General features: G+C 72.8%; 12 protein-coding genes and 1 pseudogene. 7 read left to right on the top strand and 6 right to left on the bottom strand.

Translation table 11 applies throughout. The features are described from left to right. The first annotated feature begins 35 nt into the window (after positions 1-35). Both ABD932_RS12315 and ABD932_RS12310 read left to right on the top strand, forming a co-directional pair. Complete coding sequence (locus ABD932_RS12315) at positions 36-1,436, top strand: DNA-3-methyladenine glycosylase 2 family protein (RefSeq protein ID WP_345011998.1); 1,401 nt, start codon at positions 36-38, stop codon at positions 1,434-1,436. A gap of 2 nt (positions 1,437-1,438) precedes the next feature. Then, entirely contained in the window at positions 1,439-1,948 is a 510-nt protein-coding gene (locus tag ABD932_RS12310) for a methylated-DNA--[protein]-cysteine S-methyltransferase (RefSeq protein WP_345011709.1), read from the top strand. A gap of 39 nt (positions 1,949-1,987) precedes the next feature. On the opposite strand, the pseudogene ABD932_RS12305 reads toward ABD932_RS12310, so the two are convergent. The 3 genes and pseudogenes from ABD932_RS12305 to ABD932_RS12295 form a co-directional block, all read right to left on the bottom strand. Continuing rightward, positions 1,988-4,296: pseudogene (locus tag ABD932_RS12305) on the bottom strand (glycosyl hydrolase family 95 catalytic domain-containing protein). A 107-nt stretch (positions 4,297-4,403) separates the two neighbouring features. Continuing rightward, entirely contained in the window at positions 4,404-4,886 is a 483-nt protein-coding gene (locus tag ABD932_RS12300) for a DUF456 domain-containing protein (protein WP_345011707.1), read from the bottom strand. Positions 4,887-4,956: 70 nt separating this feature from the next. After that, on the bottom strand, positions 4,957-5,940 hold the full coding sequence (locus ABD932_RS12295; protein ID WP_345011705.1) for a helix-turn-helix transcriptional regulator: 984 nt from the start codon (positions 5,938-5,940) through the stop codon (positions 4,957-4,959). 218 nt (positions 5,941-6,158) lie between these two features. Between ABD932_RS12295 and ABD932_RS12290 the strand changes: the two genes are divergently transcribed. Together ABD932_RS12290 and ABD932_RS12285 are read left to right on the top strand one after the other, a co-directional pair. Next, positions 6,159-9,947: a S8 family serine peptidase gene (locus tag ABD932_RS12290; protein WP_345011703.1), complete on the top strand. Its 3,789-nt coding sequence runs from the start codon at positions 6,159-6,161 to the stop codon at positions 9,945-9,947. 155 nt (positions 9,948-10,102) lie between these two features. Next, complete coding sequence (locus tag ABD932_RS12285; protein ID WP_345011701.1) at positions 10,103-11,401, top strand: PP2C family serine/threonine-protein phosphatase; 1,299 nt, start codon at positions 10,103-10,105, stop codon at positions 11,399-11,401. A 28-nt stretch (positions 11,402-11,429) separates the two neighbouring features. Here ABD932_RS12285 and ABD932_RS12280 read toward each other — a convergent pair whose 3' ends face one another. After that, entirely contained in the window at positions 11,430-12,752 is a 1,323-nt protein-coding gene (locus ABD932_RS12280) for a helix-turn-helix domain-containing protein (protein ID WP_345011700.1), read from the bottom strand. A 253-nt stretch (positions 12,753-13,005) separates the two neighbouring features. On the opposite strand from ABD932_RS12280, the gene ABD932_RS12275 reads away from it, so the two are divergent. Further along, a complete protein-coding gene (locus tag ABD932_RS12275) occupies positions 13,006-13,623 on the top strand; it encodes a hypothetical protein (RefSeq protein ID WP_345011698.1) in 618 nt (205 codons plus the stop codon). Between the two features lie 614 nt (positions 13,624-14,237). Continuing rightward, the gene (locus ABD932_RS12270) at positions 14,238-14,660 is read left to right on the top strand and encodes an ATP-binding protein (RefSeq protein ID WP_345011696.1); all 423 of its coding nucleotides are present in this window, start codon (positions 14,238-14,240) and stop codon (positions 14,658-14,660) included. Positions 14,661-14,762: 102 nt separating this feature from the next. Here the strand turns inward: ABD932_RS12270 and ABD932_RS12265 are convergent, their stop codons facing one another. Beyond that, complete coding sequence (locus ABD932_RS12265) at positions 14,763-15,806, bottom strand: DUF2637 domain-containing protein (protein ID WP_345011694.1); 1,044 nt, start codon at positions 15,804-15,806, stop codon at positions 14,763-14,765. Between the two features lie 325 nt (positions 15,807-16,131). After that, positions 16,132-16,983: a (2Fe-2S)-binding protein gene (locus ABD932_RS12260; RefSeq protein WP_345011692.1), complete on the bottom strand. Its 852-nt coding sequence runs from the start codon at positions 16,981-16,983 to the stop codon at positions 16,132-16,134. A 153-nt stretch (positions 16,984-17,136) separates the two neighbouring features. On the opposite strand from ABD932_RS12260, the gene ABD932_RS12255 reads away from it, so the two are divergent. Then, the gene (locus ABD932_RS12255; RefSeq protein WP_345011690.1) at positions 17,137-18,105 is read left to right on the top strand and encodes a GntR family transcriptional regulator; all 969 of its coding nucleotides are present in this window, start codon (positions 17,137-17,139) and stop codon (positions 18,103-18,105) included. Positions 18,106-18,509 lie beyond the last annotated feature (404 nt).

The following is an 18,509-nucleotide window of genomic DNA, read 5'->3' as shown; positions in this document are numbered from 1 at the left end:
CCAGGCCTCGGCCACGGTCGAGACTGGATGGCGTGATGGACGAAGAAACCAGGTACGAGGCGGTCCGCGGCCGGGACGCCCGTTTCGACGGCGAGTTCTTCTTCGCCGTCGAAACGACCGGCATCTACTGCCGCCCCAGCTGCCCGGCCGTCACGCCGAAGCGGCATAACGTGCGGTTCTTCGCGACGGCCGCCGCCGCGCAGGGCTCGGGTTTCCGGGCCTGCCGGCGGTGTCGGCCGGACGCCGTGCCGGGGTCCGCCGAGTGGAATGTGCGGGCCGACGCCGTGGGGCGCGCGATGCGGCTGATCGGCGACGGGGTCGTCGACCGGGAAGGGGTCGCCGGGCTCGCCGCGCGGCTCGGCTACAGCGCCCGGCAGGTGCAGCGGCAGCTCACCGCCGAGCTCGGCGCCGGGCCGGTGGCGCTCGCGCGGGCCCAGCGGGCGCACACCGCGCGTGTGCTCCTGCAGACCACCGAGCTGCCGATCACCGAGATCGCGTTCGCCGCCGGGTTCGCCAGCGTGCGGCAGTTCAACGACACGATCCGGGAGGTGTACGCGTCGACGCCGAGCGACCTGCGGGCCGCCGCAGCGCCGAGCGGGGGACGTGGCGCCCGGAGTGCCGGCACACCGTCGGCGGGGATACCGCTGCGGCTGGCGTACCGGGGTCCGTACCGGAGCGGTGCCGTCTTCGATCTGCTGGAGCGCGAGACCGTGCCCGGCGTCGAGGTCGTGACCGGGCCGCCCGGGCGTCGGACGTACCGGCGCACGCTCCGCCTTCCCCACGGCACCGGAATCGTCGCCGTCGACGAGCGGACCGGTGCCTCCAGGGGGCGGGGCGGCGCCCACCCGGGGGGCTGGCTCGACGCCCGTCTCCACCTCACCGACCCCCGCGACCTGACCACCGCCGTCCACCGGCTGCGGCGGCTGTTCGACCTCGACGCCGATCCGTACGCCGTCGACGAGCGGCTCGGCGCCGACCCCCGGCTCGGGCCGATGGTCGCCGCCCGGCCGGGGCTGCGCTCGCCCGGTGCCGCCGACGCGGAGGAGCTGGCGGTCAGGTCACTGGTCGGTCCGGCGGAGGCCGAGCGGCTGGTGGCGCGGTACGGCAAGGCGCTCGACTCGCCCTGCGGCAGCCTCACCCATCTGTTCCCCGAGGCGGCGGTCCTCGCCGAGGCCGAGCCCGACGGTCCCCTGGGCGCGCTCACCGCCGCCCTCGCCGACGGTGCCGTACGGCTGGACCCCGGCGCCGACCGGGACGAGGCGCAGCGTGCGCTGCTCGGTCTGCCCGGCCTGGACGCCCGTACCGTCGCCGTCATCCATGCCCGTGCCCTCGGCGACCCGGACGTCGCACCGCCCGGCGTCGACGTCCCCGACAGCTGGCGCCCCTGGCGCACCTATGCCTGGCAACACCTGCGCGCAGCAGGGGAGTTGGAGTAAGCATGACCGCCCTGAACGCCATCCACTGGACCGAGCTCGACAGCCCGCTCGGCCGCATCCTCCTCACCGCCGACCCGACGACCGGCGTCCTGACCTCGCTCTCCGTGCCCGGGCAGAAAGGCGGCCGCACCGTCCAGGAGGGGTGGCGGCACGATCCCGCGCTCTTCCGTACGGCCGAGGAACAGCTCGCCGCCTACTTCGCCGGTGAACTCAAGGAGTTCCAGCTGGAGTTGCGCAGCGAGGGGAGCGAGTTCCGGGAGCGGGTCTGGGCCGCCCTCGGCACCGTTCCGTACGGGGCCACGACCACGTACGGCGAGATCGCCGCCCGGATCGGTGCGTCCCGCGCCGCGGTTCGGGCCGTCGGTGGCGCGATCGGCGCCAACCCGCTGCTGATCCTCCGCCCGTGCCACCGCGTGATCGGCGCCGACGGGTCACTGACCGGGTACGCGGGCGGCCTCGACCGCAAGGTCCGGCTGCTGACGCTGGAGGGCGCGATCCAGGGAACCGCGTGACGGACCACCGCATCGGTTCCTCGGCTTACCGCCGTCGGCCTACTCAGTGCGCGGCAGTCCCCACCGCGGCGCCTCCTCGTTCGGCCGCACCGGTGCGATCGTCAGGTCCGGGCGATGGCCCCGTGCCGTGATCAGGGCCGACCCACCCTTCGGCAGGGCGATGCGGATCGTCCCCTCCCCGGCGTCGGAGTACCGCAGCGGCCTGCCGCGTTCGTCCCGCACCTCGACCGGCTCCGCGATGCCGTGCCGTACGACGCAGGGGGCGCCCGCCTCGCTGGTCAGCCGTACCCAGCGGGTGGCCCCGCCCGCGCGGACCGCCGACAGCAGGAAGGCGCCCTGCGTGCGGAAGTCGTGCAGCGTCAGGTCGGCCCAGGCGGCAGGGAGGGCCGGGAAGACGCGGATCGCACCGCCCCAGGACTGGCAGACTTGTCGTGCAGGGACTGGGCCGCCGACAGCGGGGTCTCGATGACCGGGCCCGACTCCTTGTACATGGTGTTGGGCCGGACGAAGCGGGACATCAGCTCGCCGAGGTACTTCAGCGCGTCCTCGCCCTTGCCGAGCAGCGCGGACATCGACGCCGCGCCGGTGAAGGTGTAGCCCTGCAGGGCGCCCTCGAAGCCCACCCAGTGGGCCAACGAGCGTTCGATCAGGGCGCGTTCCTCGGGCGTGCGGCCGGTCAGCTCGTACAGCGGGTACACCGCGAGCAGGTGCGAGTAGTGGCGGTGCGACTTCGCGAAGGGGATGTCCGCACCGATCATGAAGCCGTTCTCGTCGGTCGGGTACGGCGCTCGCCGGGCCAGCACCTCGCGCCGGCGCGGCGCCGACTCGTCGTCGATGCCCAGGAGTTCGGCCGATTCGAGGAGCGTGCGGCAGCCCCAGGTCAGCAGCATCAGGTCGTAGGCGCAGTCCCGTGAGTTGCCGCCGTACTCCGGGGAGAACGTGGCCGGCAGGTGCAGCCGGCCGTCCGGGCCGGGCTCCAGGAAGTGCAGGTAGTAGGCGATGGCCTTGCGGAGCAGCGGGAAGAGGACGTCCCTGAGGATCGACTCGTCCATCGTGTGGCGGTAGCTGAGCCAGACGTTGTGCAGTGCCCAGGTGAGGTTGCCGACCTCGGGGGTCGGCGGGTCCTGGCCGGGGATGCCGACGCCGTAGCCGGTGAGGGTGCCGGCGGCGCCGTTGACCAGGTGGGGGTCCGTGGTGCGCGGGATGCCGAGGGAGTCGGCGCGGTACGGGGCCGCCGTCTCCTTGGCCAGGTTGTCCCGGAACTCGCTCAACGACCATGTGATCGCGTCGAGTTCGAGGTGGTTGGAGCCGTGGATCAGCCAGTACTCCAGCTGGGCGTTGAGGTTCCACCAGGTGTTGGGCCAGGGCGTGGACTCCAGCCAGGGGCCGCACGTCGCCATCACGGGTGCGTCGCGGCGGGCGGCGGAGGCGGTCTTGTAGAGCTGGATCCAGTAGAAGCGCTGGAGGCGGGCGTCGGGGAGGGAGAGGAAGCTCTTGCGGTAGTAGGCGTGCCACCAGGCGCGGTGCGTCAGTGCCAGGGCGGAGTAGGCGAGCGGGCTCGCGGCGCGTACGGCCCTGAGCGCGCGGTCCAGCGCCGTCGTCCCCGGGTACGAGTGCGCGACATGGACGTACAGCGTCCGTGCCGCGCCCCTGCGGCGCTCCCGCCACGCCGTCACGTGCCGCCCACCCGCGAGCAGGGGCTGTACGGCGGCGAGGACGCCGTCGTGCTCGGCGACCTCGGCGGGCGGGTTGCCCCGGTAGCCGTCGGGGAGGGGGCGGAAGGCCGCCCGGGGACTGATCGCGTCCGCCGGGTGGAAGACCCACCTGAAGTCGCGCTCACCCGCGCTCGGGGTGACCTCGACGGCCAGGACCGAGCGGTCGTTGTGGACCAGGGCGCGCAGGGCGAGCGTGCCCCGGTCCGTGGTGAGCGTGCCGGTGAGTTCGGCGTCGCGCAGGCCCAGCCGCCAGTCCACGCCGGTGATCGTGCCCACCGGCTCCAGCGTGAAGTGGCCGATCGGGAGGCGGGCCAGCCCGAAGAGCGAGCCGAACTCGGGACGGTGGTCCTGCACCTCGGAGTGCTGCACGTTGAAGCGGACGGCGCTCGTCCCGGCGCCCGGCTCGGCGTAGATCCCCGAACCCAGGAAGCCGTTGCCGAGGAACGGGCCCTCGTGCCAGGTCGCCGGCATGCGCTGCCAGACGAGGTCGGCGTCCGCGAGGACGGTGCGCCAGGGGTCGGGGCGGGCCTCCCCGTCGGCGGCGCTCGCCTGTGCGGGCAGCCCGCCGGCGAGGAGGGTCCCGCCGAGAGCGGATCCGGTGGCGAGCACGGTACGTCTGGACGGGCTGGGCATCGCGCCTCCATCTGCACGGCCTGCACGGCAATTCATCGGAGCTATCCCGCGATGCAACGTAGAGAAGGGGTGTCGATTGGTCAATACGGCGGGAGAGACCCGATGTATCAGCCCCAGATCACCGCTCCCAGCCACGCCCCCGCGATCAGCTCGCAGGTGAACAGCTCCGTCAGCACACTCGACCCGCCGGACCGCATCGCCGTCCGCAGCGCGGCCACCGCCTCGCCATGGCGGCCGAGCCGGAGGCGTTCCTCGATGTAGATGCCGGCCACGAAGCCGGGGATGGCGCCCAGTACGGGAATCAGGAAGAAGCCGAAAAAGGATCCCGCTCCGGCGTATGCCGCCATACGGCGGCTCGCCCAGCTCGGGCGCAGTCGGCGGGGCGGCAGCGCCCAGCGCACCACCTGCGAGAGGAACAGCGCGACGGTGGCCCCCACGAGCACCCACCACGCGACCGGCTGGGGGTCCTTCAGCGCCCACCACATGACCGCGGCCCACACCAGCCAGGACCCCGGCACCCCGGGGACCAGCACTCCGCACAGTCCGAGCAGAAGGACCAGGCCGACCAGCACGAGGTCCCACATTCCCATCTGTCCAGAGTGCCGGAGCCCGTGAGAACCCGCAGATCAGCCGTGTCGGCTCGGGGGTGTCCGGGCACCCCTACCGGCCCCGCGCCACCCACCCCCGCTCATACGCGTGCCACCCCAGCTGCAGCCGCGTCGTCACCCCGGTCAGCTCCATCAGCCGCTTCACCCGGCGCTGCACGGTCCTCAGGCCCAGGTCCAGCTGCTTGGCCACGCTCGCGTCGGTCAGTCCGGCCAGCAGCAGCGAGAGCACCTCGAGGTCGGTCTCGTCGGGCCCGTCCGGCTGCTGCTCGGTGATGCCGGCCGTGCCGAGGCGTATCGGCAGCGCCTCCCGCCACACCGACTCGAACAGCCCGGAGAGCAGCTCCAGGAGGCCACTCGCGTGGACGACCAGGGCGGCCGGCTCCGAGGTGTGCGAGGTGAGCGGTACGAGGGCGAGCGTGCGGTCGGCGATCACCAGCTTGGTCGGGACCCGGTCCACGACCCGCACCTGCTCCTCGCGGCCGAGCGCGGCGGACAGCTCGGTGATGCCGTGCGGCTGGTCGAGGACCGAGCGCTCCAGGACCACCCGGTAGCGGACGCCGCGATCGGCGGCCTGCTCCTCCGCGTCGTTCTCCATGCCGGTGACGGCGACAGGGCTGCCGGTGACCAGCGCGCACACCTCCTCGCTCGCCCCGAGCTGGAGCTGCAGGAAGCGCTGCGACACCGCGGCCGCCCCGATCACCACCTCGACCAGATCGTGCACGGCGGGCTCGGCGGCCGCCGCCCGGTACTCCTCGGCGAGCATCGCGGCCGCCAGTTCCGCCCGCTCCAGCTCGTGCCGCTGCTGGGTGAGCAGCGCGCCCAGCGCCACCCCGGGCGGTGCGGCGACCCAGCGGCCGGGGCGGGCCGAGGACTGGGCCGCGAGACCGTGCCGCTCCAGACGGCGCAGGGCGCGTTCGGTGTCGTACTCGCCGAGGGTCAGCCGTCGCGCGAGATCCGGTACGTCGGCGGCGCCCACGGACACCAGGGCCCGGTACGCCGACTCGTGCGTCTCGTCGAGACCAATCGCTCCCAGCATCGGGCCGCGCCCCTCCCCAAGTCGAACACCGGTGTCCGGTCCGTGGCGGAAAACGGCCACGGCGTAAAACCGCCTCCGCACATCATCGCCGCACCACCTGTGACTCTGCCAAGGTGTCGCCACCGCAGCATCAACCACCGCCCGCTTTGCCCAACTTGGGTCATCTTGGCCTGCGCTTTCGCGCCCGTGGGCAGGCGGCAGCACGGGAAGAGGCGATCTTGGGGAGAGCGATACCGCGTACGGCCCTGGGCGCGGCGACCGCCGTGATCCTGGCCGTGACGACAGCCGTACCCACGCACGCGGCCGACGCCGCACCGACGTATGCGGCAACCGCCGTACCCGCACCCGCGGCCACCGACGTACCCACCGACGGGCCGGGATCGCTGACCGGCGCCGGCTCCCGGGGCACCCCCGGCACCGGCGGCGGCTCCGTCGTCACCCTCGTCACCGGCGACCGCGTACTCGTCACCCGGGACGGGGCCGTCGCCCTGCCCCGCGCGGACGGCGCGACCCCCTTCACCCAGACCCGCCGGTCCGGCGACGACCTGTACGTCTACCCCGAGGGCGCGATCACGGCGATCGCCGACGGCCGTGTCGACGAGGAGCTCTTCAACGTCACCGGCCTGGTCCGCCAGGGCTACGACGACGCGCACCGCGCGACGCTCCCGCTGATCGCCACGTACGACCGCCCCGTCGCCCGATCCGTCCCGCCCGCCCCGCGCGGCGCCGAACGCGGCCTCGTCCTCGACCCGATCGACGGTGTCGCCCTGGAGGCCGACAAGAAGAAGGCCGCCGACTTCTGGGCCGACGTCACCAACCCCCGCTCCCGCGCCTCCGGTGACCTGACGAAGCTGTGGCTCGACGCCAAGGTCGAGGCCACCCTCGACCGCTCGACCCGTCAGGTGCACGCCCCCGAGGCCTGGGCCGCCGGCTACGACGGCAAGGGCACCGAGGTCGCCGTGCTCGACACCGGCGTCGACGCCGACCACCCCGACCTCAAGGGCCGTATCACCGCGTCGAAGAACTTCACCGACTCGTCGGACGCCGACGACCACGACGGCCACGGCACCCACACCACCTCCACCGTCGGCGGCACGGGCGCCGCGAGCGACGGCAGGAAGAAGGGCGTCGCCCCGGCCGCCGACCTCCTCAACGGCAAGGTCCTCAACGACAACGGCTACGGCGAGACCTCGTGGATCATCGCCGGCATGCAGTGGGCCGTCGACCAGGGCGCCGACGTCGTCTCGATGAGCCTCGGCAACCCGGCCCGCACGGACTGCACCGACCCGATGGCCCAGGCCACGGAGGAGCTGGCCCGTTCGAACGAGGACACCCTCTTCGTCGTCGCCGCGGGCAACACCGGACCCGGCAACAACACGGTCTCGTCGCCGGGTTGCGCCCCGAGTGTCCTCACCGTCGGCGCCGTCGACCGCGACGACTCCACGGCCTCCTTCTCCAGCCGCGGCCCGGCGTACGGCTCGCACACCCTCAAGCCGGAGATCGCCGCACCGGGCGTCGGCATCTCCGCCGCACAGGCGGGCGGACGCGGCGTGTACGCCTACCGGTCCATGAGCGGTACGTCGATGGCGACTCCGCATGTCGCGGGCGCGGCGGCCATCGTCAAGCAACGCCACCCCGACTGGAGCGCCCGGCGGATCAAGGCGGCCCTCGTCTCCTCCGCCGACCCGGACATCCGCGGCGACGCGCGCGAGACGGGCGCCGGACGCCTCGACGTGCGCGCCGCGATCGACCAGAAGGTGCTGGGCGCACCCGCGCTCCAGGCCGGCACCTTCACCTGGCCCCAGGACGCGAGCGACCGGACGACGATCGCCGTGCCCTACACCAACAGCACGGACAGGGCAGTGGAGTTGAGGCTGACGGTGCCCGCCGTCACCGGCAACGACGGCTCCACCGTCCGCTCGACCGTCGCCCGGCTCGGCACCCGCTCGGTCACCGTCCCGGCGGGGGCGACGGTCGAGGTCCCGCTGCGCATCGACCCGACGGCCACGCTCCGGCGGGCCCAGTACGGCGACCTCACCGGACGCGTCCTCGCCACGGCCGTCGGCGGCGTCACCGTCTCCACGCCCTTCGCGCTGTACATCCAGCCGGAAACCGTCACCCTCCGCGTGAAGCTGATCGACCGCCTCGGCCGTCCCGCCGGCGGCGCCTCCTCCGTCGACCTGATCGGCACCGACGACGCGACCGGCGAGCGCCGCTTCAACGAGGGCGCCACGGACCAGACGTACGCGGTCCGCCCCGGCGCCTACTTCCTCTCCAGCTTCGTCACGACCCCCGAGGCCGAGGGCACGCTCCTCGACTCCCTCACCTACCTCGGCCGCCCGCAGCTGGAGGTCCGCGACGACACGACCGTCGTCCTCGACGCCCGCGAGGCCCACCGCCTGACCATCGACACGGACCGTCCGGCCGAACTCCGGGGCGCCACCCTCGGGTTCGTCCGCAGCTGGGACGACACCTGGCTGCACGCGGGCACCGCGGCCGGCGGTCGCGAACTGCGCGGCCACTACGCCTCCGTCACCGGCAGGGCGACCGACGGGGACTTCGAGTTCGACAGCTTCTGGCGCGCGGCGGCCCCGCAGATCACCGAACTCGCCGTGGCCGGCGGCCGCTCACTGCACCCGACCACGGCGTCCTTCAGCTCGGCCAACCTCGACGGCACGGGACGGGCGCCGCTCTTCGACGCCAAGTCCGGTACGCAGGAGGAACTATCGGGGGCGGCCGGAAAGATCGCGCTCGTCGGGATCCCGGACGGCGGGAGCGCGTACGAGGTCGCGAACCGTGCGAAGGCCGCAGGCGCCGTGGCGGTCCTCGTCCACCGCGACGCCCCGGGCCGCTGGTACCCCTCGGCCGGCTTCACCGGCGGCCCGCTGCCGGTCCTCGCCGTCCCGGCGGACGAGGCGGCGGCGCTGCTCGCGGCGGGGGACGTGACCCTGCGCTGGAAGGCCACCGCCAAGAGCCCGTACGTCTACAACCTCGCCTTCCCGGAGAAGGGCCCGATCGGCGGCGACCGCACCTACCGCGTCCGGGACCGGGACCTGGCGGCGACGACGGCCACGTACCACTCGATGGCGTCCGCCGCCACCGACCACATCGATCTGACGGCCATGACCCGCCCGAACGGACTGACCGGCTACTTCAGCACGCTGGAGACGGTCCCCGCGCCCTTCCGGCGCACCGAGTACCACTCGCCGGGCAGCACCGGCTGGGAGCACGAGGTGTCCAGCAGCTTCCCGTGGGGCGAGTTCATGATCGACCCGAGGCGGACGTACGCGAAGGGGGAGCGGCGGACCGAGGAGTGGTACGGCGGCGTCCTCGCGCCGACGACCCCGCTCGACGACAGCGGCCGGCCGGCCCTCGCCGCCGAACGCCAGGGCGACCTGATCGGCGTGGCGCCCGGCTTCTGGGGCGACGGCCAACACCGGGGCGTGCAGGGGAGCTTCGGCGACATCGGCGGCATGACGCTGCGCCGGGCCGGCGAGACGATCGGCGAAAGCCCTTACCCCTTCGGCGTGTTCACGGTGCCTGCCGAGGAGTCGACGTACGAACTCACCCTGGACACCGCGAAGATCGGCCCTCCGGCCCGGGCGTGGAAGCGCTCGACGAGCACGAGGACGACCTGGTCCTTCCGCTCGGCACTGGACGAGAACGTGTACTCGCAAGGCATACCGATGCTGTTCCCGAGGTACACGCTGCCCGAGGACGGCCTCAAGACACTCCCCGCCGAGGACGGTCAGGCGATCACCCTCACGGCGACGGGCCACGCGGGCTACGAGCCCGGGGAGCTGACCGAGGTCGCGCTCGCCTACTCGTACGACGACGGCGGGACCTGGACCGACGCACGGACAGAACGGCAGGACGACGGGAGCTGGAAGGCGCTGGTGAACCACAGCGGAACGACAGGGAAGCCGGTCACACTCAGGGCCGTCCTGACCGACGCGAACGGCACCTCGGTCACCCAGATCGTGACCCGGGCCTACGACGTGCGCTGACGCGCGCGAAGGGGATCCGGGCCCGGGTCACCCAACAGTCGCCGGGCGGCTCTCCCGTGGGGGGTGGGGCTGCCCGGCGACCTGTGTCGCCCCTTGGGGTCGGATTTTCCGGATGCCCCGTTTTCATCCGGCCCGTGCGGTGGACAATTGGGGGCATGAGCCAGCAGGGGGGAAGGCCCACCGGTCACGAGGACGACTGGTGGGGGCAGCTGTACGGCGACTCCGCCGAGGACACGGGCGCCACGGCCGCGCCGGACTCGCTCGACGACCGGTTCGCCTCGGCTGCGGGGGTGTCGGGCAAGGGCGCTGCGGTTCCGGCGCCACGGGCGGGCGCGGATGCAGTGGACGTTCCGTCGACCTTCCCGCCCGGTCTGCCGAAGCCGCCGGGATTCGAGGTGGAGGCGCCGCTCCCGGAGCGCGCGACGCCGCCGCGTGAGGACGACGAGCCCCGCACGGCGACCCACGTGGACGTCCCCACCCTCCCACCGGCCCCCCTCGACTACGTGGGCAGCGGCCCACCCACCTACGCCCCCGAACCCACCGCTCTCCCGCCCGCGGACCCCGACGACCTCGACGACCTGGTCGCCGACACCGTCCTGGACGGCGCGCACTACGGCGCCTGCACCCTGCGAGCCGTCTCCCTGCGCGGAGACTCCGCCCGCTACCGGGGCGAACCCCGCCGCGACTCCCTGCTCACCGCCCGCTTCGGCACCGGCGAACACGCCCTGATCCTCGTGGCGATGGCGACCGGCGCCCGGGCCACCCCGAACGCGCACCGCGCCGCCGCCGAGGCCTGTCACTGGATCGGCCGGGCCGTCGGCCGCAGCCATCCGCAGCTCGCGGAGGACATAAGGGCCGCCCGGCGCGGCGACCTGAAGTCCGGCCTGCACCGCCTCACCGACCGCAGCCTCGGCAAACTCCGCGCCAGCGCCGCGGAACAGGGCATCGAACCGGAGGAGTACGCGGCGACCCTGCGGTGCCTGCTCCTTCCCGCCGACCCCGACTGCCGTACACGCGTCTTCTTCGGCGTCGGAGCGGGCGGACTGTTCCGCCTGCGGGACGGCGAGTGGCAGGACATCGAGCCCCGCGTCACAGACGCCACCGGCGAACCCGTCGTCGGCTTCGGCTCGTTGCCCCCCGAGACCCCCGAGGGCGACCGCCTCACCATGGACCTCGGCATCACCACACCCCCGAGCCCCTACGACCCGGCCCCCGAGCCGCCCCGCGAACCCTTCCGCTTCCGCGCCTCCGTCGCCCGCCCCGGCGACACCCTCCTGATGTGCACCGGCGGCCTCGCCGACCCCCTGCGCGGCGAACCCGAACTCGCCGCCCACCTGACCGGACGCTGGTCCAGCCCCGAACCGCCAGGGCTCGCCGAGTTCCTCGCCGACACCCAGGTCAGGGTGAAGGGGTACGCCGACGACCGTACGGCCGCCGGCGTGTGGGAGGCGTGAGGCGCGGACGCGCCCGGGACGGTACGGCTCAGCCGTACGTCACCCACTTGCGCGCCGAGGTGTCGTACTCGTATGCCGGCAGTCCTTCGGTGCTCGTCGTGCGGAACGGGCGGCCGTGGTCGTCGATGCGGACCGTGCCGGTGCGGCCCTGGGAGGACCAGTCCAGTTCGAGGTACCAGCTGCAGTCGCAGCCGTCCGTCCGCGCGTCGATCAGCAGCACCTCCGGGTCCTCCGCGGACACGCGGTACGGCAGCCGCATCGCCGGGATCGTCACGCCGGTGTCGTTGCCGTCGACCGGGCGGGCGATGGGCCGGTCCTTGTCGAGGTCGACGTCGAAGTAGCGGGGCGTCAGCGCTCCGCCGCAGCCGTTGTTCATGGCGTACGCGTTGCCCTCGGCGGGTGCCGAGCGGCCCACGACGCGTACCCGGAGCGCCTTCAGGACGACGGCCGTCGACGTCCGCCCCTGCACCCCGATCTCCACCAACGTCTGCCGTCCGTGCACCGCGCTCTGCGTGGCCGCCCACGCCGCGGCGTCCTGCGGGGCCGGCGGCGGGGGTACCTGCTGCGGGGACTTGGTGATGACGTAGTTGTGGCCGCAGCCCGCCTGCCAGACATGGGAGTCGACGCTCCAGGTGAGGGGGACACCGGTCGGGGGCGGCTCCTGGCCGGCTTCCTTCGAGGGCTTGCCGGAGCTCTCGGTGGGCTTCGCCGAGGGCTCCTTCGACGTGCCGACCGAGGGCGAGGGGCTGGTGGGGGAGGGGCTGGGGGACTTGGCCGACTTCGGGCGGGTGGTGGCCGCCTCCGTCGTACGGGGCGGATCGGTCGCCTGGACGGAATCGCTCGCCCGGGGGCGGTCGTCGTCCGGCAGGGCGGAGAGGCTGCCGAGCGTGGCGAGAAGGGCCGTCGCCACTGCTGCGGAGACCAGGAGGCGTCGGCGCCGGTACCAGGGGCGGCGGGGTGGCTCGGTCGATGCCGGTTCGTCGGGCATCGCGGAGGGGGAGGCGTCCGCGGATGAAAGGGCGTTGTCCGAGGGGGCGTTGTCCGCGGTAGGAGAGGCGGGCGCCGCCGCGGGAGGGCTCGCCGTCCGTGCCCGTTGGCGCGCCGCCACCGCCAGGATCCACAGCCGGTGCAGCTCCAGCCGCTCCTCCGGTGTCGCCTGGCACAGCGCGGCGAAGCGTTCCACGGGTGCGAAGTCGAGGGGGACCGCGTCACCGGCGCAGTAGCGGTGCAGCGTGGAGGTGTTCATGTTCAGGCGGCGGGCCAACTGGCCGTAGCTGCGGTCGGTGCGTTCCTTCAGGCGTCTGAGTAACGCCGCGAACTCCTGGACGTCGTCGTCCTGTACTTCCGACACAGTTCCCCCGTGTCCTCCCCGTCCCGGGACGGCATCCCAGGCACTCCATATACCTGCACGTCAGAAGGGCTGGGATGGTTCCACCGTCGCGGATCCGGCGGCAGAGCTTGCGGCCGCCCGCTGTGACGGCTGATGCTCTTGGTGTCGCACCGACCGGGCCGACGAGGCCTGGCGGGCCGGACGGACCATCCGGCGCCGGTGACGACCCTCTTTCCGATCTTTCACGCTCTCATCTCACTCACGGGGGACATCCATGCCCAAGCGCACCCGAGCCGGCATGCTCGCCGCACTCGCCGTCGCGGGCCTCGCCGCAGGCGCCGCACTCTCCGCCGCACCGGCCGGCGCCGCTACCAAGGCGCCCGCGCCGAAGTTCCTGTCGGCGTCCCAACTCCCGCCGCACCCCTCCTCCGCCTGGACCGCCGGGAAGGTCACCGACGGCGTCCCGGAGGAGATGCAGTACTGCTTCGGCGACGCGCTGCTCGCCTACGACTCCCGCCACCGCACCTTCCGCACCGACCTCGAGACCAATGCCCAGCAGCTCAACGTCGTCGTCGGCGACAACGCCAAGGCCAAGGCCCTCGCCACGCGCCTCAACAAGGAGATCCGGTCCTGCGCCGAACGCAGCGACGCCGACCCGGAGATCGAGGCCGAGTACCGGAGCTACGGCAGCCTGCCGGTCGAGGAGGGCGCCCGCGTCCACGGCGTGCACACCCGCGCCTCCTGGGGCGCCATGGACATCGCCCTCCTCTCCGTCGGCCGGGACGGCGGCACCGTCACCGTCGTGCAGTGGGGGCAGATGGGCGACTTCACGAGCGCGCCGGTGAAGGCCTTCAAGAAGACGACCACCACCGCGGTCAACAAGCTCTACTGACCACCACACCAGCGGGGCCGCCTCCCGGACGGGGGTCGGGCGGGCGGCCCCGCACCATCGAACAACCGATTTCCGGCCAGATTCGCCGCCCTCGGGCTCCCGCGCCGAGAGCGCCTCGGCGTCGAGCCCCAACCGCCACACCTCCGCGTCGGGTACGGCGATGGCGGCAGGCCGGAATCGGCGAACGGACCGATCCTCCCCCGCCAGGACCACTCCAGGCCCGTCGGCATCTGACCGTGCGTGACTGCCCTGGTCGGCCGCCCCTCCACAAGCAGATGAACCGCCTCGCCTCCCTTCGCCGGAATCCCGCCCCCGGCCCGGCGGCAGCGTGCGTCGCCGGTGGCCGACACGGTTCGGTCATCGCGTACGGCGACTCCCGGACGTCCGGTGGGTGACGTTCCAGGATTCATCCACCGGGCCCGGACTGCCGCAACCGTGGCCGAACACCCGGTCGTTGACGATTCGACATGACTGTCGGGGGTCCGACTGGGAAATGGTTCCCGTGAACGTGTTCGAGCAGGAGGGGAACCGACATCGGCACGCGGGCGGGGGTCATGAAAAGGCAGGCACGGGGAGGCGGTCCCATAGCGTTCGGGGCCTCTTCGGTGGAGACGGTGGAGGACAGGGCCGCGAGCGCCGGGGAACACACGCAGACGCCTCAACTCAGGCGCAGACTCGGGCGGGCGGACCTGCGGGCCGTACCGGAGGCACGCAGGGCACTGCGCGAACTGTTACGGACCTGGGGGAGGCCCGGACGATCGGACATCGCCGAACTGCTCACCAGCGAGCTCGTCACCAACGCGATCGTGCACACCGACCGTGAAGCGGTCCTGACGGCCACCGTCGGACCGGGCGGACTCCGGGTGGAGGTGCGGGACTTCGTGGCCCGCCGGCCCAGACTGCGCGTACCGAACGCCGACGACGGTACGAACGGCAGAGGCCTGTTCCTGGTCCAGTCCCTCGCGGACGCCTGGGGTGTGCAGCCGCACGGCGTGGGGAAGGCGGTGTGGTTCGAGCTCGACGCGGGTGCGGCGTGACACGGACGCGGGTTCGGCGTGGCGACGTAACGACAACGGGAAGGGGCGCGACCCAGATCTCGGGTCGCGCCCCTTCCCGTCGACGAGAGGCGTGCGGCGTTCTCAGCCGAACTGCTGCTCGAGATCCTTGAGCTTGCGCTCCAGGGAGTCGAGTCGCGGCAGCGCCATTGTGTCGTCCTCCGCGGTGAGATCGACGGTCACCGGATCAGAACCGGTGCGTACGGGCTGCAGTGAGGGACGTGACCGTACGGGCAACTGTTCCGGCGTGGATATGGCAGGCTCCGCGGAGACTTGGGCCGAGGCGCGCTCCAGGGCCGCCTGCGGCTCGACGTGCCGTCCGCCGCCGCGGCCGACGAAGCCGCGGTGGCCCCGGCTGATGGCCTTCAGCTGGGCACGCTCCATGCGCTGCTGCTCGCGCCGGCGCAGGCGGGCCGTCTCCTTCTGCCGCATGTCCTCGCGGACCTCGTCGACCGCCTCGTCCAGGCTGCGCACGTTCTCCAGCAGCATCAGCGACCAGGCCTTGTAGGTCTCGCGGGGCGCCCGCAGCCAGCGGACGATCCGGATCTGCGGGAGGGGCCTCGGCACCAGACCCTGCTCGCGCAGGGCGGCCCGGCGGGTCTGCTTGAGCGCCCGGTCGAACAGCACCGCCGCGGACAGGGACATGCCGGCGAAGAAGTGCGGGGCGCCGTCGTGGCCGATGCCCCTGGGTGCGTGCACCCAGTTGAACCAGGCCGCGGCGAACGCGAACGTCCACACGAGTATGCGGGAGCCGAGTGCCGCGTCACCGTGGCTGGCCTCCCGGACGGCGAGTACGGAGCAGAACATGGCCGCGCCGTCGAGGCCGAAGGGCACGAGGTACTGCCAGCCACCGGTGAGGCCGAGGTTCTGCTCACCGAAGCCGACCAGGCCGTGGAAGGAGAGCGCCGCGGCAACGGCCGCACAGCAGAACAGCAGGACGTAGGAGACGGTGCCGTACAGGGCTTCCTTGCGCCGACGGCGCTCCTCGCTGCGCTCCCACGAGTCGTCCGCGCTCGTGTCCTTCCCCGCGGCCTTCCCGCGCCGGAGCACCGCTATCGCCGCCAGCAGGCCCAGGAGCAGGACGGCGCCCGGAAGCAGCCAGTTCAGCGATATGTCGGTCAATCTCATCTGGGGTCCCTTGCATTGGGATAGGGCGTAACGCCCGCCATATTGGCCCAATCCCACCGGCCCTCAGAGGGTTTCGGGGCAAGAGGCCGCCAAGGAAGTGCAAGGGGATGCCCAGGGCGGCGTTCTGCTCGAACTGCCGCTTGAGGGGCGGGAGTTGAGTTCGAGCAACACTACCCGTACGGGTGGTTCCAGGAAAAGTTCCTGCGCGGAGTGAGGAATTTGTGAAACGCCTGTAACCGTAACGGGTGTCGCGCTCTCGGGTGATCTTACGGCACGGCGGGTTACGGCCATGCCTGAGGGGGGCTCAGCAGATAGTGACGGGGCCTCAACCGGCAGCGGCCAGAAGCTTGGTGACCCGGTCCGCGTCGCAGGTGCGCGGGCAGGTGGCGCAGGTGTCCTCGGGGCGCACCGTGTAGAACATGCAGCAGCTCGCCCGGTCCCGGGTGGGCAGTGACTCGCCGTTGGGGCCGGTGAGTTCGCGGAAGGCGGCCGAACCGACGTACGGTTTCGTCGCGCCCGGCAGCAGCAGCTCCAGCTCGCGCCGTGCGCGGTCCTGCTCGCCGTCGCCGAACAGGTGGGCGACGTACCACAGGCCCTCCACGACCTCGTCGGTCGCCATGCCCCACAGGGCGCGTCCGCGTCGCCGCATGCGGGGTCCGAAGCCGCCGAGAACGGGTTCGAGGTGCTCGGCGATGGCCGTACGCACCTCCGCGCGCAGCGCCTCCTCGTCCGGTACGACCCTGGCGCCGGGCAGCGTCGCCGCCGGGTCGCCGGGGAGGCAGGCGAAGGTGGTGGGGCGGGCGGCGAGGCGGCCTATGGGGAGGCCGGGGGCCGTGCGGTCGTAGGAGACCTGCGTCACGGGGAAGCGGGGGACGCGGCGGAGCAGGAACCAGGGCACGGTGATCAGCAGGCAGGCGGGCCAGGCGTAGCGGTGCAGGCCGAAGCTGGCGACGACGTCCGGGCGTGCGGGCTGTCCGTAGTCGCGCAGTACCTGCGCGTCGTCCCAGGCCAGGAACGCGTCGAGGCCGGTGCCGCCCTCCGCGAGGGCTGTGGCGGGGATCCAGCCGCCGTGTTCGGGGAGGTGCTCGTCGCCGGTCGGCTGAGTGATGTCGAGCCCCGGGAAGGCCTCGGTGAGACGGGTGTACGCGTCCGCGAGGGCTATGGGGGGCACGGGCATGGGGCCGCCGATTCGCTCGACTTTAAAGGTAAGGCTTACCTTACCCAAGATCGCTGCGGTTTGAACTGTCGAGTTCTGCGCCTAAGGTGCTTGACGGGTGAGTAACAACCCGCCGTAATGACCTCAAGTACCGACACGTCCGGAGGAGGACCCGTGAAGCAGGGCGCGCAGGGCTCCGCGGAAACGGGGAATCCACAGCTCTCGCAGAGCCCGCGTGTTTCGCGGGTCTCGGATGCCTCGGGGGCGTCGGCTGCCGTGGAGGCGTCGGGTGTGCCGAGGGTGCCGCCGCAGGGTGGGGCCGGGGGCGTGGACCGGGGGCTGGGGTCGGGCCCGGGTTCGGGCGCGGGGCTGGGGTCGGGTCCTGCTTTGGGTTCGGTGTCGGCTCCTGTCCCGGGGCAGACACGGTCCCGGGGAACCTCGGGGACGTCGGGGGCGCCGACGGCTCGTGGTGAGCACACCCACAGTGAGCAGCCCATTCCGCGGCCGCGGCCGGTCCTTCAGCGGGCCTCGGTGCGGGGGCAGATCCTCGACGCGCTGCGCACGGCGCTCGTCACCGGTGACCTGGCTCCCGGGGAGGTCTACTCGGCTCCCGCGCTCGGCGAACGCTTCGGGGTCTCCGCGACGCCGGTTCGCGAGGCCATGCAGCAGCTCGCGCTGGAGGGGGCCGTGGAGGTCGTTCCCAACCGAGGGTTCCGGGTGGTCGAACGCGGGGCGCGGGAGCTGGCCGAGCTGGCCGAGGTCCGTGCGCTGATCGAGGTCCCGGTGATGCTCCGGCTTGCGCGCACCGTCCCCGCCGAACGCTGGGCGGAACTGCGGCCGTTGGCCGAGGCGACGGTTCGTGCGGCGTCGACGGGGTGCCGGGCGACGTACGCGGAGTCGGACCGCACCTTCCATCGCGCCGTGCTCTCCCTCTGCGGCAACGACCAACTCGTCCAGATCGCCGACGACCTCCACCGCCGCGCCCAGTGGCCCCTGGTGAGCCCCGCCCGCCCGACCGGCCGCGGCCACGCCGATCTCATCGCCGACGCGGCGGAACACACGGCGCTGCTGGACGCGTTGGTGGCCGGGGAGTTGGAGGTTGTGCGGGCGTTGGTGGGGGAGCACTTCGCGGGGGCGGGCTGAGGTTGTCGCGTGCCTTTCGGTGGGTGCGCGTCTGTGCCTGCGGCGCCTGTGCGGCCTTGGTGGGGGTGTGCGTAGCGCCTGCGGGTGGGTTGTGGGTCGGGGCCGTGCCGGGGGGGGTGTCCGTCCTCGGACCGGCGGTCACCTTAGGCCGGGAGGTGCTGCGTGTTGACGCCGGCCACTGCGGGCGGACACCCCCCGGCACGTCCCCTTGCCGCCGTACGCGGGTGCCGCGCCGTGGGGGTACGCGGCCGCCTCTCGACGCCGGCCCAGGCATTTCAGCCCGTCCGGCGTTCGAGGACAAGGGATCGCCGTCCCGATCCCCCACCCACCCCAGCGAGCCGTCACCTCTGGACGCCGCCCCAGGCAATTTCAGCCCGTCCGGCGTTTGAGGACGAGGCCCTTCG

The organism is Streptomyces shaanxiensis, from assembly GCF_039537145.1.
In the GTDB taxonomy this organism is placed as follows: domain Bacteria; phylum Actinomycetota; class Actinomycetes; order Streptomycetales; family Streptomycetaceae; genus Streptomyces; species Streptomyces shaanxiensis.
This window is presented reverse-complemented; position numbering and strand designations above follow the sequence as displayed.

What these genes read in the sequence shown, in the direction of transcription:
- ABD932_RS12315 (WP_345011998.1), top strand. Translation starts at nt 36, where the DNA reads ATGGACGAAGAAACCAGGTACGAGGCGGTCCGCGGCCGGGACGCCCGT.
- ABD932_RS12310 (WP_345011709.1), top strand. Translation starts at nt 1,439, where the DNA reads ATGACCGCCCTGAACGCCATCCACTGGACCGAGCTCGACAGCCCGCTC.
- ABD932_RS12300 (WP_345011707.1), bottom strand. Translation starts at nt 4,886, where the DNA reads ATGGGAATGTGGGACCTCGTGCTGGTCGGCCTGGTCCTTCTGCTCGGA.
- ABD932_RS12295 (WP_345011705.1), bottom strand. Translation starts at nt 5,940, where the DNA reads ATGCTGGGAGCGATTGGTCTCGACGAGACGCACGAGTCGGCGTACCGG.
- ABD932_RS12285 (WP_345011701.1), top strand. Translation starts at nt 10,103, where the DNA reads ATGAGCCAGCAGGGGGGAAGGCCCACCGGTCACGAGGACGACTGGTGG.
- ABD932_RS12275 (WP_345011698.1), top strand. Translation starts at nt 13,006, where the DNA reads ATGCCCAAGCGCACCCGAGCCGGCATGCTCGCCGCACTCGCCGTCGCG.
- ABD932_RS12265 (WP_345011694.1), bottom strand. Translation starts at nt 15,806, where the DNA reads ATGAGATTGACCGACATATCGCTGAACTGGCTGCTTCCGGGCGCCGTC.
- ABD932_RS12260 (WP_345011692.1), bottom strand. Translation starts at nt 16,983, where the DNA reads ATGCCCGTGCCCCCCATAGCCCTCGCGGACGCGTACACCCGTCTCACC.